The sequence below is a fragment of the Hungatella hathewayi WAL-18680 genome (assembly GCF_000235505.1).
GTDB lineage: Bacteria > Bacillota > Clostridia > Lachnospirales > Lachnospiraceae > Hungatella_A > Hungatella_A hathewayi_A.
On the sequence record NZ_JH379028.1, the window covers coordinates 576,256 to 591,225 of the forward strand.

The window sequence follows — 14,970 nt, forward strand, 5'->3', positions numbered from 1 at the left end:
ATTCCATGGTACATCTGTTTCCGGCCGTCTTAAACGATAACCTGTTTCTCTCATCAACAAAATTTGAGATACCATTTTATATTATGCAGGGTGATTATGATTACATGGTATCTCAAACTCTTGCTGAACAATATCTGGAAGTCATAGAAGCTCCTGAGAAAGAGTACTTTTCATTCTCTAATTCTGCTCATTCTCCCAATATGGAGGAACCGGAAAAGTTTATTGAGATTTTCCGAGAGATTGCATTGGAAAAGTAATTCCCTGTTTATGCGCCCGCCAAACCGGAAGGTTTAACCGAGCGCTTTCTTTAAATCTGCTGCAAATTGTGCCTGTGCCTTTTTTAGATATGTTTGTTCAAATACGCTTTTACCAACTGGTCTCGTGGAGAGCTGTTTCGCTGTTACACTCGCGGTGAAGTCGATTTGTGTTTCGCTGCCTTGGGACTCAAAAACAATTGTCCAATGTCCTGTTGTATAGCTGTTTTCCACATCAAGCTCCCAGCGTTTGTGCGGTTCTACCTTCGTAATCGTATACGTGGTTGGGTAGCCATTTGGGGTATATTCTATAAACTGTTTTTCATCTGTCACCTCTGTTTTGCCCACATCGCTTCGCCATGTCTGATAACGCTCAACCGACGATACCGTTTCCCAGACTTTATGAATGTCACATGGGATAGTAACCTTAATCGTGGATGTTGTCATGTTCGCTTCCTCCTTGCATCATCACCATTGTCATCGTTTACTTTGTTAATATGTTATCATTCTAATATTTTCTCCATCCCACTACCATTTTCATCTTCTGTCATGGTCTGAAATCCCAGTTTGTGATAAAAGTTTTCTTTTCCTTTGGAGGATTTCAAATCAATACACACCTTCCAATCAGCCTTCATAGTACTCTTGATGAAATTTTCAGAGAACCGATACAGTAAAGTTCCTATCATCTGCCCCTGATAATCTTTGTGCACGATAAATTCTTTCATAAACCAGTGCATTCCATAATCACCAAGCCAGTTGATTGTCGCCACTGGCATTTCCTTATGACGGACAACAAATGATTTGGTACTGTTTTTGATTGCAAGCTCCATCTGCTCCCTTGTGGGACAGTTCCAGCCAGCTGAGGCAAACAATGCTGCAAACTCATCGGTGGTGATATCCTGGCTTATTGTGTAGCTGTCTATGTCCAGTGAGCGCAAAATGTTCAGCTCCCGGTTTCTTCTCTCTTCCAGGCATTTGATATACCCGTCATAACCGGACAGATGATTCTGTTTTCCGTATCCTTGGGAAACATGATAGTCTGTCACGGCCTTCAGCCAGCCATTTCCACGCTCATCAAGCACACTGTCAATCGCAGCCTTCACATTTGGCTGGTCTATGTAAATAATGACAGGTGACATTGGTTTGATAATTTCCGCTATCTCGGCAATGTATGTTTCCGAAGCCGCCTCTTCCATGCCAAAACGCATCATCGTCTCGCACATGGGATTCTGCAGGAAAATGCAGTTGAAAACGTAAATGATATCTTCGCTTGCACCCTTCACAAATGAGCGCCACTTTTCAAGTATCATGGCTCTTTCCGTTTCGAAATCGGGGAAATCATAATCGGCATAATCAGCGGGGTGCTCTTTAACGCCCTCATCCACACATACGACCTGCTTTCCTTTTTTCTCAAGTTCATCGGCAATCATCCTGGCTGTTGTACTTTTTCCGCTGCCCGGAAGTCCTTCGACTATGATCAGATTTGTTTTCATAAATATTTTCTCCAAGTTTTATTTGTATTCTTTTCCATCTTCTAAAGATAACGTGCGCCAAACCCAGCCGCCTGGCGGGTCCATTTCACAAGAAACCTCTATGCCGTCATCTGTGATTTGATGAATGGTAATGCCGTCCACAGCAATACTATCAGAAATCCACACGAGTTCGCAGGCATTATCGAAACAGTACAACTGCTCCCCAGAGGCCACATACAATCTATTTTTATATTTGTAAAAGTATCCAAAATATAGGGAAACACTTGCTCTTTTTACTTCTCTTGTTTTCATTGATGCAAAATACACACTATCGCCCAAACCGATGCATAAGTAATTTTGAAAGATACACGCCGTATTGAATGGGTTCCAATCGCACCGAGGTGCCATCACTTCCAGGAATGGGGTGCCATCTTTGTAAACAGTATAAACATGATCTGTATCGATAACATTACTGATTGATATACGAATGATATCGCAATCTGAATCAACTCTTGGCCCCAGACTATACCCCATAATAATTCCTTTCAATCTTCTCAATCTACATCTTATCCGCCCATACGAACAAACATGGTTTCGCCTACAATTAACGCCACTTTCCCAGCAAACTGAACGTCATATCATTTATAAAATGCAAATGCCTCTTCGTAAAATCTCCTCGTCTGTGCCTCATCTCCATAGGATAAGCAATCGTCAGCATAGCACAATATCAAGAATGGCTCTGTATGATCTACCGAAGGAGGTAAATCCCGCCATAATAGATAACATCTTCTACCGAATTCCTCAATACTCATCGCATTTGCATTATAAGCAAGCTCCAAACTGGAAAACAGGTATTTACCAAATATGGGTATATCTAATTCATGGTGTTCATACGACCAATAGCGCATAAAACGTCCCGTTGTATCAAGCAGATTTGTGGAGCATTCTTCTAAATCCAGTAGAAATTCATTATTTAAATCGCTCAGAAACATCTCATCGAGCAATTCTTCATACCGTTTCCCTGAATGAAATCTATGTACCCATAGAAGAAATTCCGCATATAGTTTTTCCATGTACTTTCCTCACAAATGTCGATTAACTAATTACTTTTTCAACTCTGGCAGGTCATGTTTCATCTGTTCTTCCTACCCTAATTATATCCCCATTTGTATTACAAGTAAATGTATATGATACTTCATTCACTATAACATCCATCGTCATTCTATCCTCCCCCAGCAAACAGAACATATCAAACTCCAACTCCTCCCTGTCACGATTCAAGAAACGACAAATTGTACCTTCCATCTGCTCTTTCAAAAATTTTCTTCTCTCTGTTACATCTTCTCCATCCCGATAAGCCGAAGCAATTTCCCCATTCACCGTAACAACCATAGATGAATGCCTCTCCTCCTTCTCACCCACCGAAATGCAGCCTGACAGCAACAGCACCATGGCTAATACAAGAACCTTCTTCATCATTTGCCTTTCCGGCAAATACGCAAAAAGCAGCCCTCATCAGGCTGCTTTTACTTTAATTTCATACCTCTCACGTAAATTTCAACCGCTTCTTTCTCTTTGTCAGTCAAAGTTTCCCAAACTTCCAATACCTTCCTTTGTTCTGATGATAATTCCTGCTTTCCAGTATCATTTGAGAAAAACTGTGCCAGTGTAATTCCCAGTCCATCACAGATTCGATCCAGTGTATAAAAAGTAGGTGTACTTCCTCTTTTCATCAAATTTGATAAAGACGACTGACTTATATCCGTTTTCTTGGATAGCGCATACATAGTCATCTGCTTTTTATCACAGAGCTCCTTTATGCGACTCGCAATATACTTCTCATCTAGCAAGCAACCTACACCTCATTTCTGACATATGTTGCTTACATTTTACCCGTTATTGCAGGATATTATTAGATTTTATTAGTAGAAGTATAATACTTTATACTTGAGTAGTATAGCATTAAAAAAAATAAGCGCATTGCCTAATTATCTTTTGTTACTTTTATCTCAGCTTTTTGCACATATATTCAATAACTTCCTGCGGTGTCGGGCGTTCCCCCTTAAACGGAATCTTGGCCCATTCAGCCTTTACCTTCTCATCGCGGTTATTAAACCCCAAGTCAATAGCCAGCTGAATTTCTCTTTCTACCTCACTAGCACTGATTCCCTCTCTTTGTCCAATCGCTCTCATCATTTCTTCAAACTTAATTTTTCTCATAATTAAATAACGCCACTCCTTCTTTTGAAATCTATTAATTGCAATTATACAGGGATTTTATACTAGAATCAATATAAAACTATCATATATCAAGCGAAAGGGTTGGAAAACCACTTATGCCACAAAAATTAAAGCAGGTGCAAGATATTTCTATTGGAGATAATTTAAGAAAATTACGCAATAATGCTGGCCTAACTCAAGAACAGGTTGTTGCCCAATTACAGCTTCGCAATTTATCAACATCCAAAAGCATCTATGCACAAATAGAGGCCGGAACTTATAATATCCGTATCAGTGAATTAATAGCGCTGGCTGAAATTTTCCATACGGATTATAATACTATCTTTAATGGCTTAACCTATAACAAATAGCCCTAGATTGTGAATTGATACAATCTAGGGTATTTTTTTATAGTCCATTAAAAAACAGAGCCGGCAGAATTTATTCACCTGCCAGCCCTGTAAATTTTCTTACTTGATACTTTTCCATATCTTATGTTCCTGATTCTCAATAAATTTAAAGATTCCGTAGGCACTTTCAGCGCAAGCCCGGTCATCAATGGAATTAAAATAGGAAACAAAAAGGAGCTCTATGCATTCCATCACGCAGGGTACCGATTTCTTTTCTATTTCCGATAATTCCAGCTTACTCTCGTACCCCATAAAAACATATTTTACAAATTCAAACCACTGCTCTTCTGTTAAACCGAATTTTTCTTTTTCCACCAACAGTCCAAGCAAAAAATAGCAGATATCAAAGATACGGATATTCTTTTGGCTTAAATCAAAATCGATGTAACCCGAAAACACTCCATGATCAAACAAAAAGTTGCCAAAATGAATATCCCTATGAATCAATTGGACCGGAAGTTCACCAGAAACTTCGGTTAACTTTGATACAATATTTTCATATGACTCTTTGTCTATATAGTTCCAATTACTCTCTTCAAAATTCTGTTTGACCCAGCCATTCATTTCATCCAATAAATGATTGTTCCAAAACACAGATGTATCTTCACATTTTTTAAAGGCAATATGGAGGTTCGCGATAATCTCTCCCATCTGCAGAGCAAGTTCCTTAATATTACAAATCCGTACAAGATTACTGCCCGTAAGTTTCTTCGACAGGAGATAGAAAACGCCATCCTCTGTTACATATTGCTTCCCATCAATGGCGGCTATTGCTCCACCAACCGGAATATTCATATTCTCTAATATATTTAATACATTCAGATTTCTTTCCAACATTTCCGAATCTTGATATACCTTCAACACATAACGGTCTCCCACCTGCCAGACCGTGTCATATATCTGTTTCACTTTATCATTTTCCAATCCCCAATGAAAAAGGACTTTCCCGATTTTAGTACCTGTCAACTGATATTGATTCCGCTGTTTCATAACAATTCTCCTAATACTCGATTCTGATAGATGATACATCTGTGATAAGCGTTTCTGACTCATCCCTTCTAAATACTTTGTATAAATATGCGCATCCCGCTTTACCAACTCTATTTTATAGTCTGTGACTGACTCCATCCTGTATTGGTTGTTTATCGGGATATATAAATATTCTCCTTGCACATACTTCTGAATCTCCTCTATTAACTCCTTTGGCAATACAATATTGGCATTTTTGTATTTCATATTATCAACTCCTAAGGTGCCATCCTAAATGATTATCTTTATTGTATCATAGAACTCCAAACTGGTTTGATTATCTTTGAGTCAGAAAAAATATAATCATGGCAGACGGAACCGGGAGAGAAAAACCTAAAAAACAAAAGCAGAGATATCCGGAATGTTAAATCCTGATACTTCTGCTTGCGTTCACTTTATTCTATTTTCGGCTGGATAATTGTTTCTTATCCACATGGAACTAGCATTATGTAATTATTACACCAGCAAAAAAACTTATCTGTGTTCTCTCAGCTTCTCTAATATTGACATAACATCTGGCTGTGTTGGAGTACACTTGATACCACGTTTCAACATACCCAAGACTTTTCTTGCTTTCTACTCAATTTCTCTGGCAACATGCTCGCTCGTCAACATCAGATGATTTCCAGCGATTGTATATTCCCGTTCTATGTAGTCCTCTGTTATCGGAAACATGTCCTGTATCAGAAATGTACTCTCTCGGTTATTATCCAGTTTGACGATATGGATAATATCGCAAGATTTACCGGCTTTTTCCTTTTTCTCCATAATCTGCCTATATTTATCAACGCGGCTGGACAATGGTATCATCCAGTATATCCCGGTATTCGTATCTTCAAAGCAGTAATAATGAGGTCTATTACCTGCCTTATTTCCCTTAAGATACGGATCTGGCATATCCTCAAAAAATTTATCTTTGATAATATAAAATCCAGTTTTCTTCATTTGCCTGTCCTCATTATAGAAAAAGTCCCCCGCCTTGTGGCGAAGGACTAAACTTTCGACCCAACCATTTATATACCGCATATCGGTCAGCGGTAAACTTACAACCCGACCATTTATATACCACATATCGGTCAGTGGTAAACTCTCTCTGTACTTATATCTTAGCAAGCACAAAGAGGAAAGTCAATAGGGCTTTCTATTAAAATTTAATGCTGAAACTCGACTATCTATGCATATCCTGCAAATCATTCTTTTCTTATCGGACATCTCACGCGAAGAGAATCAATATTACACACCAGATGACGGTTTTAACGCACTATTTCAAAAATATATCACAAAACATAATGGCTACTAAAACTTACTTTTTTATAATAATCAGAATAAAAAGAATATGGCAAAAAAACCAAGGAATCATCTGACATCAGAATTACTATAATCAAATAGGCAGATACTCAAACTCCATACAGACATAACATAATTGTTGAGTTTTTGATTGTTTTTCAAGGTTTTTCCTACGCGTTCGAGACGTTTTCTAATACCCTACCGGCATTCCGGCTCTATTTGGGTTAAATTGCGTATTTCATTATTATTTGCCTTTATCTACTATGATAAGCATACCCAATCTATTAGCTATTGCGGCTGTACCGGCCGCTTTATTGCCGCCAATACTTTGGCTATCGTATTTTACCTGTTCTTCCATTCAATACCGCAGAAATGTGATGTCTAACACTTTTGCTACCTTACAATTCACAAGACCGCACTGCCAAGACTGCAAACTCTTTATTCTTTGCATTGTTGCGCTGTTTATTTATCCCGCTCTGATTTTATCCAGTTTCCAATACCACGAATTATTTATTCTCTTTACCCGAATCCCCAATTCCTTTTTGCATTTTCCAGTGTCTGTTTCATATGCCATGCTCATCTGCGAGATTAACAATCTCACTGCTCTGCATGGAATTATTAGTTTCTGCCAGTTCACGAAGCAAGCATTTTGCCTGTTCCATTTTATTGGCTTTTGGTGCAAGACCTCCCAACTCTTCATCTGCCGTAATTTCATAATCATCCAGCCAGCAGAATCCATTTTCCGATAACTCAAAAGCCTTTGGATGTCTGAACATTGCCAGATTATTCTTTATCTGTACTTCCGCTCTGATATTTGCTTCTCCCTCTATCCTGCCTACTAAAAGGACGCTCCTTGCCACGACAAAAAAAATCCATGGAACCCATGTCCCGATATGCTGCCTTATTTCCTGCACTTTATTCATATGTCCGACAAATACAATCGCACATTGATACTTCTCTGCCAGTGCCGCCAGCTTCTTTGTCATATCCCTTACTTCATTTCCCGGTTCATATCCATTCCACCGCCTAAATGGGCTGTATGGGGTCTAAAATCAGCAATCTTACCTTGGTTTTTTAACCGCTTCTTCTACCCGTTCATCTATCATAGAAAGTAATTTTTACTTTCATCAATGACAAAAATTCTCTCACCATCTGCTCCTACCAGTTCTAGTCGAGGTTTTACCGTATCGGCAAGCCCGTCCTCCGCACTTTGGTAAATTACATTTAATGGCTCTGTAAGCTTCATTTCACAGTCTAATCCCTCTCTTTATTGACATCTTTGTCGCTATATTGAGTACCAATGTGGTCTTTCCGTCTCCCAGATTGCCTTGAATGATATTTCCTGCCGTTCTCTAGGTGATACGCGAAAGCTGATTGTTAGATATTTGTGTGTTCCGCTCATTCTTTTGTATCCTAACTGCTATTGGATAATATCTTTAGGGCGAATGTCGCACATCTTTTTATTGTCAAAATAAGGATGTAATTTTGTTCGGATGATATGCCCTTTTGTCAACCATGTGTTATGCTTCAGCTTTGGCTTCATATCTCTAGTGTAAGCTTCCACAAATTCTGTAAACGTCATATCCAAATCAGAACCCTCTTTCATTCTAAAATGGTGTTCCCACTCTAACGCTTTCTTGTCTTCTGCTTACACGCCCGACAATTATAATAAAGCCCTTTGTTTCCAGTTCTTCATTCATCTGCCTAACCAATTTATAGACAAACAGTTTGGAAACTCCTAAATCCTCTCTATTTCTCCTGCTATTACAAATAATTCATTCTTCATACAAATGTCCTTTCTTTTTACTTAGCTTTTTTGTTAAATTCCGTATTTGTATTATACTTAGCATTTTTGCTATTATCAATAGCTTATTTGTTAAACTTATCTTTTTTATTAAACTTAGCATTTATGATAAGTTTTGTTGTTATGTTATTTTAATTGTGCTATACTATTTCTAAGATTGATACCTTTGTGATTTTAGAATAGACAGGACTGGATAAATCTATGACATTAGGGGAACGTATTAAGCGCGTTCGTACTTTTCGCAGTTTAACGCAACGTGAATTAGGTTTGAAATTGGGATATGAAGAAAGAAATGCAGATGTCCGGGTTGCACAGTATGAATCCGGCTATCGGGTTCCAAAGAATGATACACTTATCGAAATGGCAAAAATACTGAACATCAATGATATTCATTTTGTCGGAGTAACGCCGGGTTCTGCAGAAGATATTATGTTGACTTTTCTTTGGCTTGATGAAGATAATCGGAATACGTTTCATCTGTTTCAGTTTGTCAGAAATCCGGGGAAGTGTAACGCTTCTGATGATAAGTCTGTGCGCTACTATGATAATGACGAATGGCCCGCACATCCTCCTGTCGGTATGTGGATTGATTATGGTTTGGTCAACGATTTTATGCGTGAATGGTGTTTGCGAAAAGAGCAGTTGAAAAATAATGAAATTTCAGAAGATGAATATATGGAATGGAAATTGAATTGGCCTGCTACCAGTAGCAGTGTTGATGAAAATGGGAATGATGAGAAAAATAACAGTTATAAATAGATAAAGATGTAAGATTTCTTACTCGAATGAACAAATACGGAGGAATTTCATATGTCAAAATATTTACAATACATTCCTAGAACTTTACAAGAGGATTTTGTCGGTAATAACGTAATTCCAATAGTGGGTGCTGGCTTTTCAAAAAATGCAATTATTCCTTCTGGCATAAGTATGCCTGATTGGAATCAGTTAGGTCATAATGTAGCCTCGTATATAATGGACTATGAATATACCAATGCTTTAGATGCTTTATCTATATTTGAAAGTGAATATTCTCGAATAAAATTGATTGAGTTATTAGTAAAAGAACTACATATTTATGAAATTCAGCCAAGTCCCACATATATGGCTTTCTGTGATATTTTTTATGACACCATATGTACTACTAATTTTGATTTTCTATTGGATGAATCTCTACAATTAAGCAAACGTCCTGTTTCGGTAATCGTTTCGGAAGAAAAATTATCAATCAATATGAAAGACTCTACAAAATTAATTAAATTGCATGGCGATTTTAACCATCCAAACAATATGGTCATTACTGAACAAGATTATGATTTTTTTTTAGATAATAATAAATTATTGGCAACATACATTTCTAATCTATTCATTACAAAAACTCTATTTTTAGTAGGGTACAGTTTTGATGACAATGATACTAGAAATTTATGGCAAATTATAAATAGCCGACTAGGTAATCTTAAAAAACTGGCGTATTGCGTTATGGTTGACGCAAGTAAGACTGAAATAGCTCGATTTGAAAGACGTAATATTAAAGTTATAAATTTACCCGGTAAAAAGGAAAACTATCCCCAAATTTTGGAAGCTTTTTTTAAGGAAATAAAGGAATTAATTTCTCAAAGCAGTACCCAATTATTTCAAACAACAGATAACAGAGTTAAAGAAGAGCTAATACTCCCAGACGAAGTCAATCGCTTATGTTACATTGCGGCCCCTCATCAAAGACTTTCACAAATTAAGGAAAATATTTTTCCACTTCTATCAAGTTATTCTATAACACCTATAACTCTTGATGAGATACTTTATCCTGGTGATAATTGGTTGGCTAAAAGCGAACTTCTTATTGAAAAAACAAATTTAGCTTTAATTGATTTAACACAAAATAATTCAAATGTTATGTGGGAATTGACTACTTTGCTAAAAAATAGAAAGCACATTATTCTTATTGCTAATGAAGGCTCTATAATAGACATTCAGATAAAAGAACACTCTATAATTTATTACAAAACATTAGATGATGAAGATTTCCTACTTAAATTGCAAAATCACATAGATATGTATATTAAAGATTATCCATTTGACGGCATAGAAGAAGCCATGAGGTTATTTGAAAAAAAAGAATTTAATGCTGCTTCTATATCTGCATTTCGATATTTAGAAGAAAGTATACGTAAATCAAATATAAAATTAGACAACTATTCGCACCATTATTCTCTTAATATGATGCTACAGGCTCTATACAAAAATGAGATTTTACACAATATATCATTTAACGAAATTAAAGATTATATCTCTCTCAGAAACAACTTAGTTCATACAAATATATCAATCAATAAATCTGAAGCAGCAAATGTAATAGCTTTCGTTAAAAAAATAGTAAATGAATTGACTTCTTATATAAGGTCAAACTAAAAATAGGTATCACAAAACAAAGTGAGAGCCAGAAAGTCCGCTATTTAAGCGGCTTTCCGGCTCCCTGTCTACTATTGTTCAAGTGCAATCGAAATCCGCCCTCTTGTCCCACCCAAAACAGCCCATTCTTTTCCCAGCTTTTTTTCGGATTTATTAACATTTTTGAAATATAGATATGTTTTTTCTGCCCTCTTCTCTGCTCTTTTTCCGACTTTCGTGCAGCACATTATTTGAGACTGTCACAACCAAAGAACAGGAACAAAAACAGGTTGAGTTTTGTTTGGATTGGTTCTGGTTTTGAATTTTCCTTGTAAATACGTCGTTTCCGGGTGTTTTTCTTTTCGATTCTTCTTTCCGAGTTGCTCTTTCTCTATTTTGAAAACAGAGAGTGAACACAGGGCAAAGGGCAGAAATTGGGTGGAAAGGAAAAGCAGAAGTACCGGGATTGTTAGTCCTGATACTTCTGTTTGATTTTACTTTATTCTATTTTCGACCGGATAATTAAGTTAAAGCCGGTGGGATGGGAACAATTTGTTCAAGTCCCATTGAAACTCTCCCAGTTGTCCAACTGAAAATAGCCTTTTTGTTTTCTCTTTTTTCTTTATTTTTAGCTTTTCAGTCTTGTTTTTTCTGCCTTTTTCTCTGCTCTTTTTCCGGCTTTCGTGCAGCCACATCATTCGAGACTGTCACAACCAAATGGCAGGAACAAAAACAGGTTGAGTTTTGTTTGGATTGGTTTTGGATTTTGAATTTTCCTTGTAAATACGTTGTTTCCGGGTGTTTTCCTTTTCTAGTTTTCTTTCTAATTTGCTCTTTCTCTATTTTGAAAACAGAGAGTGAACACAGGGCAAACGGCAGAAATTGGGTGGAAAGGAAAGACGGAAAACAAAAAGCAGAGCTGCCAGGATAAAAAATCCTGACGCTCTGTTATGCGACTTTATTCTATTTTCGGCTGGATTGTTTGACTCTTTTCAGCTGCACTTGAACACAATTGTTCAAGTGCAATCGAAATCCGCCCTCTTGTCCCACCCAAAACAGCCCTTTCTTTTCCGGCTTTTTTCGGATTTATTATCATTTTTGAAATACAGATGTGCTTTTTCTGCCTTATTCTCTGCTCTTTTTCCGGCTTTCGTGCAGCTACATCATTTGAGACTGTCACAGCCAAAGAACAGAAACAAAAACAAGTCGAGTTTTGTTTGGATTGGTTCTCAATTTGAATTTTCCTTGTAAATACGTTGTTTTCTGGTGTTTTTCTTTTCTAGTTTTCTTTCCGATTTGCTCTTTCTCTATTTTGAAAACAGAGAGTGAACACAGGGAAAACGGCAGAAATTAGGTGGAAAGGAAAGACAGAAAAGAAAAAGCAGAAGTACCGGGATTGTTAGTCCTGATACTTCTGCTTTGTTTCTACTTTATTCTATTTTCGACCGGATAAAAGGTTGAGAGCCGGTGGTATGGGAACAACAATTGTTCAAGTGCAATCGAAATTCGCCTTCTTGTCCCACCCAAAACAACCCATTCTTTTCCCGGCTTTTTTCGGATTTATTATCATTTTTGAAATACAGATGTGTTTTTCTGCCTTCTTCTCTGCTCTTTTTCCGGCTTTAGATCAGCCACATCATTTGAGACTGTCACAGCCAAAGAATAGGAACAAAAACAGGTTGAGTTTTGTTTAGATTGATTCTGGTTTTGAATTTTCCTTGTAAATACGTTGTTTCCGGGTGTTTTTCTTTTCCAGTTTTCTTTCCTTTTTGCTCTTTCTCTTTTTGAAAACAGAGAGTGAACAGAAGGCAAATGGCAGAAATTGGGTGGAAAGGAAAGGCGGAAAACAAAAAGCAGAAGTACCGGGATTGTTAGTCCTGATACTTCTGCTTTGTTTTTACTTTATTCTATTTTCGACTGGATAAAGGTTGAGAGCCGGTGAGATGGGAACAAACTTTGTTCAAGTGCAATCGAAATTCGCCCTCTTGTCCCATCCAAAACAGCCCATTCTTTTCCCGGTTTTTTTCGGATTTATTATCATTTTTGAAATACAGATATGTTTTTTCTGCCTTCTTATCTGCTCTTTTTTCAGCTTTAGATCAGCCACATCATTTGAGACTGTCACAACCAAAGAACAGGAACAAAAACAGGTTGAGTTTTGTTTGGATTTGTTCTGGATTTGAATTTTCCTTGTAAATACGTTGTTTTCTGGTGTTTTCCTTTTCTATTTTTCTTTCCGATTTGCTCTTTCTCTATTTTGAAAACAGAGAGTGAACAGAAGGCAAAGGGCAGAAATTAGTTGGAAAGGAAAGACGGAAAACAAAAAGCAGAAGTACCGGGATTGTTAAGTCCTGATACTTCTGCTTTGTTTTTACTTTATTCTATTTTCGACCGGATAATTGAGCTGGAGCCGGTGGGATGGGAACAATACTTACTCAAACTCTATGGTCGCCGGCGGCTTCCCGGTACAGTCATACAGTACCCGGTTCACGTGTTTCACCTCGTTGACAATCCGGCTGCTGACCTTTCCAAGCAGTTCCCATGGAAGCTCTGCGAATTCGGCGGTCATGAAGTCGATGGTGTTCACTGCCCGCAACGCTATCGCATAGTCATAGGTTCTCTCATCGCCCATGACTCCGACGGACTGCATATTCGTCAGTGCCGCGAAATACTGGCCAATGCTCTTGTCCAAGCCGGCGGCGGCTATCTCTTCGCGGTAGATGGCGTCGGCATCCTGCACGATTTTTACTTTCTCAGCCGTTACCTCTCCCATGATTCGGACGCCGAGGCCTGGGCCTGGGAAGGGCTGGCGGTAGACTAGTTTTTCGGGAATGCCGAGCTCTAAGCCGGCTTTTCTCACCTCGTCTTTGAATAAGTCGCGCAGCGGTTCAATAATCTCTTTGAAATCGACGAAATCCGGCAATCCGCCTACGTTGTGGTGGGATTTGATTACGGCGGACTCTCCGCCGAGGCCGCTCTCCACCACATCTGGGTAAATGGTACCCTGAACAAGGAAGTCCACCTTGCCAATCTTCTTGGCTTCCTCCTCAAACACACGGATGAACTCCTCGCCGATGATTTTTCTCTTGGCCTCCGGCTCTGTCACTCCGGCCAGCTTCTCGTAAAATCTCTCCTGGGCATTGACACGGATGAAGTTTAAGTCATAGTTCCCGTTTGGCCCGAAGATTTCTTCTACCTCGTCGCCCTCGTTCTTGCGGAGCAGCCCGTGGTCCACGAAGACGCAGGTCAGCTGCCCACCGACCGCCTTCGCCAGCATCACAGCCGCCACGGAGGAATCCACGCCGCCAGACAGCGCGCAGAGCACTTTGCCATCTCCAACCTTCTCGCGAATCGCCTGGATGGTGTTCTCCACAAATGCATCCATCTTCCAGTCGCCGGCACAGCCGCACACCTCATACACAAAGTTGGACAGCATCTTAAATCCTTCCTGGGTATGAAGCACCTCCGGGTGGTACTGGATGGCGTACAGCTTCTTCTCCACGCACTCCACAGCCGCCACCGGACAGGCCGGGGTGTGGGCGATAATCCGGAAGCCGTCAGCTGCCTTCTCAATATAATCGTTGTGGCTCATCCAGCAGATGGTCTTCTCCGACACATTGCCAAACAGTTTCGAACTCTTGTCCACAGTGACTTCTATCTTGCCATACTCACGCACAGGGGCCTTTGTCACCACGCCGCCCAGCACGTGCATCATCAGCTGCGCTCCGTAGCAGAGTCCCAGAACAGGGATGCCCAGCTCAAACAGTTCTCTCGAATAGGTTGGCGCGCCCTCCTCATAACAGCTGTTGGGACCGCCTGTCAAAATGATTCCCTTAGGATTCATGGCCTTAATCGTCTCGATATCTGTTTTATAAGAATAAATTTCACAATATACGTGGCTTTCTCTTACACGGCGCGCAACCAGCTGATTGTACTGGCCGCCAAAATCAATGACAATGATTTTCTCTCTGTTCACAAAGATTCCTCCTGTATGCTTATCGTTATCCTGCTTCTTTTTTCAATTTACCTAGTATAGCATATCCGTTCCCACTTCTACAATACTATCTCATGAATTTTTTTGTAGAAATATGGCGCGGCAGGAA

17 protein-coding genes and 1 pseudogene are annotated in these 14,970 nt (G+C 39.0%); 5 read left to right on the plus strand and 13 right to left on the minus strand.

The genetic code is table 11. The features are described 5' to 3' along the window. Positions 1 to 5 precede the first annotated feature (5 nt). Positions 6 to 257 carry an alpha/beta fold hydrolase gene (locus tag HMPREF9473_RS27950; protein ID WP_080568883.1) on the plus strand — a complete coding sequence of 84 codons (252 nt, stop codon included), beginning with the start codon at positions 6 to 8 and terminating at the stop codon, positions 255 to 257. Positions 258 to 290: 33 nt separating this feature from the next. Here the strand turns inward: HMPREF9473_RS27950 and HMPREF9473_RS18445 are convergent, their stop codons facing one another. The 7 genes from HMPREF9473_RS18445 to HMPREF9473_RS18475 form a co-directional block, all read right to left on the minus strand. After that, positions 291 to 701: an SRPBCC family protein gene (locus HMPREF9473_RS18445; RefSeq protein ID WP_006781713.1), complete on the minus strand. Its 411-nt coding sequence runs from the start codon at positions 699 to 701 to the stop codon at positions 291 to 293. Between the two features lie 56 nt (positions 702 to 757). Then, positions 758 to 1,747 carry a GNAT family N-acetyltransferase gene (locus tag HMPREF9473_RS18450; RefSeq protein ID WP_006781714.1) on the minus strand — a complete coding sequence of 330 codons (990 nt, stop codon included), beginning with the start codon at positions 1,745 to 1,747 and terminating at the stop codon, positions 758 to 760. Positions 1,748 to 1,765: 18 nt separating this feature from the next. Next, on the minus strand, positions 1,766 to 2,275 hold the full coding sequence (locus tag HMPREF9473_RS18455) for a hypothetical protein (protein ID WP_207636802.1): 510 nt from the start codon (positions 2,273 to 2,275) through the stop codon (positions 1,766 to 1,768). Between the two features lie 89 nt (positions 2,276 to 2,364). Continuing rightward, positions 2,365 to 2,799, minus strand: coding sequence for a hypothetical protein (locus HMPREF9473_RS18460; RefSeq protein ID WP_006781716.1), 435 nt, complete (start codon positions 2,797 to 2,799; stop codon positions 2,365 to 2,367). Between the two features lie 52 nt (positions 2,800 to 2,851). Continuing rightward, positions 2,852 to 3,205, minus strand: a complete 354-nt coding sequence (locus HMPREF9473_RS18465) for a hypothetical protein (RefSeq protein ID WP_006781717.1) — start codon at positions 3,203 to 3,205, stop codon at positions 2,852 to 2,854. A gap of 47 nt (positions 3,206 to 3,252) precedes the next feature. Continuing rightward, positions 3,253 to 3,576, minus strand: a complete 324-nt coding sequence (locus HMPREF9473_RS18470; protein WP_006781718.1) for a helix-turn-helix domain-containing protein — start codon at positions 3,574 to 3,576, stop codon at positions 3,253 to 3,255. Positions 3,577 to 3,730: 154 nt separating this feature from the next. Beyond that, positions 3,731 to 3,946 (minus strand): sporulation initiation factor Spo0A C-terminal domain-containing protein, encoded by a 216-nt coding sequence (locus HMPREF9473_RS18475; protein ID WP_006781719.1) that lies wholly within the window; start codon positions 3,944 to 3,946, stop codon positions 3,731 to 3,733. A gap of 116 nt (positions 3,947 to 4,062) precedes the next feature. Here HMPREF9473_RS18475 and HMPREF9473_RS18480 point away from each other — a divergent pair, with 116 nt between their 5' ends. Beyond that, on the plus strand, positions 4,063 to 4,317 hold the full coding sequence (locus HMPREF9473_RS18480; RefSeq protein ID WP_006781720.1) for a helix-turn-helix domain-containing protein: 255 nt from the start codon (positions 4,063 to 4,065) through the stop codon (positions 4,315 to 4,317). Positions 4,318 to 4,416: 99 nt separating this feature from the next. On the opposite strand, the gene HMPREF9473_RS18485 is transcribed toward HMPREF9473_RS18480, so the two are convergent. From HMPREF9473_RS18485 to HMPREF9473_RS26985, 4 genes and pseudogenes are all read right to left on the minus strand, one after another. Next, positions 4,417 to 5,592: a CD3324 family protein gene (locus HMPREF9473_RS18485; protein WP_006781721.1), complete on the minus strand. Its 1,176-nt coding sequence runs from the start codon at positions 5,590 to 5,592 to the stop codon at positions 4,417 to 4,419. Positions 5,593 to 5,961: 369 nt separating this feature from the next. Beyond that, positions 5,962 to 6,456 carry a type III toxin-antitoxin system CptIN family toxin gene (gene cptIN / locus HMPREF9473_RS18490; RefSeq protein WP_242830863.1) on the minus strand — a complete coding sequence of 165 codons (495 nt, stop codon included), beginning with the start codon at positions 6,454 to 6,456 and terminating at the stop codon, positions 5,962 to 5,964. A 682-nt stretch (positions 6,457 to 7,138) separates the two neighbouring features. Further along, positions 7,139 to 8,009, minus strand: a pseudogene (locus tag HMPREF9473_RS28785) (AAA family ATPase); the annotation flags it as partial. An 83-nt stretch (positions 8,010 to 8,092) separates the two neighbouring features. After that, positions 8,093 to 8,278 carry an N-terminal phage integrase SAM-like domain-containing protein gene (locus HMPREF9473_RS26985; RefSeq protein WP_242830864.1) on the minus strand — a complete coding sequence of 62 codons (186 nt, stop codon included), beginning with the start codon at positions 8,276 to 8,278 and terminating at the stop codon, positions 8,093 to 8,095. 399 nt (positions 8,279 to 8,677) lie between these two features. Between HMPREF9473_RS26985 and HMPREF9473_RS18500 the strand changes: the two genes are divergently transcribed. The 3 genes from HMPREF9473_RS18500 (at position 8,678) to HMPREF9473_RS27955 (ending at position 11,798) form a co-directional block, all read left to right on the plus strand. Beyond that, positions 8,678 to 9,235 (plus strand): helix-turn-helix domain-containing protein, encoded by a 558-nt coding sequence (locus HMPREF9473_RS18500; RefSeq protein ID WP_006781724.1) that lies wholly within the window; start codon positions 8,678 to 8,680, stop codon positions 9,233 to 9,235. Between the two features lie 51 nt (positions 9,236 to 9,286). Beyond that, positions 9,287 to 10,888: an SIR2 family protein gene (locus HMPREF9473_RS18505; RefSeq protein WP_006781725.1), complete on the plus strand. Its 1,602-nt coding sequence runs from the start codon at positions 9,287 to 9,289 to the stop codon at positions 10,886 to 10,888. 520 nt (positions 10,889 to 11,408) lie between these two features. Then, positions 11,409 to 11,798, plus strand: coding sequence for a hypothetical protein (locus HMPREF9473_RS27955; RefSeq protein ID WP_207636803.1), 390 nt, complete (start codon positions 11,409 to 11,411; stop codon positions 11,796 to 11,798). A 27-nt stretch (positions 11,799 to 11,825) separates the two neighbouring features. On the opposite strand, the gene HMPREF9473_RS27960 is transcribed toward HMPREF9473_RS27955, so the two are convergent. Then, complete coding sequence (locus tag HMPREF9473_RS27960) at positions 11,826 to 12,053, minus strand: hypothetical protein (protein ID WP_138669605.1); 228 nt, start codon at positions 12,051 to 12,053, stop codon at positions 11,826 to 11,828. Positions 12,054 to 13,298: 1,245 nt separating this feature from the next. Beyond that, positions 13,299 to 14,843: a glutamine-hydrolyzing GMP synthase gene (guaA, locus tag HMPREF9473_RS18515; RefSeq protein ID WP_006781726.1), complete on the minus strand. Its 1,545-nt coding sequence runs from the start codon at positions 14,841 to 14,843 to the stop codon at positions 13,299 to 13,301. Positions 14,844 to 14,970 lie beyond the last annotated feature (127 nt).

Bases quoted from the DNA above. Each gene is read 5' to 3' on its own strand.
- HMPREF9473_RS27950 (WP_080568883.1), top strand. From the start codon at position 6: ATGGTACATCTGTTTCCGGCCGTCTTAAACGATAACCTGTTTCTCTCA.
- HMPREF9473_RS18445 (WP_006781713.1), bottom strand. From the start codon at position 701: ATGACAACATCCACGATTAAGGTTACTATCCCATGTGACATTCATAAA.
- HMPREF9473_RS18450 (WP_006781714.1), bottom strand. From the start codon at position 1,747: ATGAAAACAAATCTGATCATAGTCGAAGGACTTCCGGGCAGCGGAAAA.
- HMPREF9473_RS18460 (WP_006781716.1), bottom strand. From the start codon at position 2,799: ATGGAAAAACTATATGCGGAATTTCTTCTATGGGTACATAGATTTCAT.
- HMPREF9473_RS18465 (WP_006781717.1), bottom strand. From the start codon at position 3,205: ATGATGAAGAAGGTTCTTGTATTAGCCATGGTGCTGTTGCTGTCAGGC.
- HMPREF9473_RS18475 (WP_006781719.1), bottom strand. From the start codon at position 3,946: ATGAGAAAAATTAAGTTTGAAGAAATGATGAGAGCGATTGGACAAAGA.
- HMPREF9473_RS18480 (WP_006781720.1), top strand. From the start codon at position 4,063: ATGCCACAAAAATTAAAGCAGGTGCAAGATATTTCTATTGGAGATAAT.
- HMPREF9473_RS18485 (WP_006781721.1), bottom strand. From the start codon at position 5,592: ATGAAATACAAAAATGCCAATATTGTATTGCCAAAGGAGTTAATAGAG.
- cptIN (WP_242830863.1), bottom strand. From the start codon at position 6,456: ATGTGGTATATAAATGGTCGGGTTGTAAGTTTACCGCTGACCGATATG.
- HMPREF9473_RS26985 (WP_242830864.1), bottom strand. From the start codon at position 8,278: ATGAAAGAGGGTTCTGATTTGGATATGACGTTTACAGAATTTGTGGAA.
- HMPREF9473_RS18500 (WP_006781724.1), top strand. From the start codon at position 8,678: ATGACATTAGGGGAACGTATTAAGCGCGTTCGTACTTTTCGCAGTTTA.
- HMPREF9473_RS18505 (WP_006781725.1), top strand. From the start codon at position 9,287: ATGTCAAAATATTTACAATACATTCCTAGAACTTTACAAGAGGATTTT.
- HMPREF9473_RS27955 (WP_207636803.1), top strand. From the start codon at position 11,409: ATGGGAACAATTTGTTCAAGTCCCATTGAAACTCTCCCAGTTGTCCAA.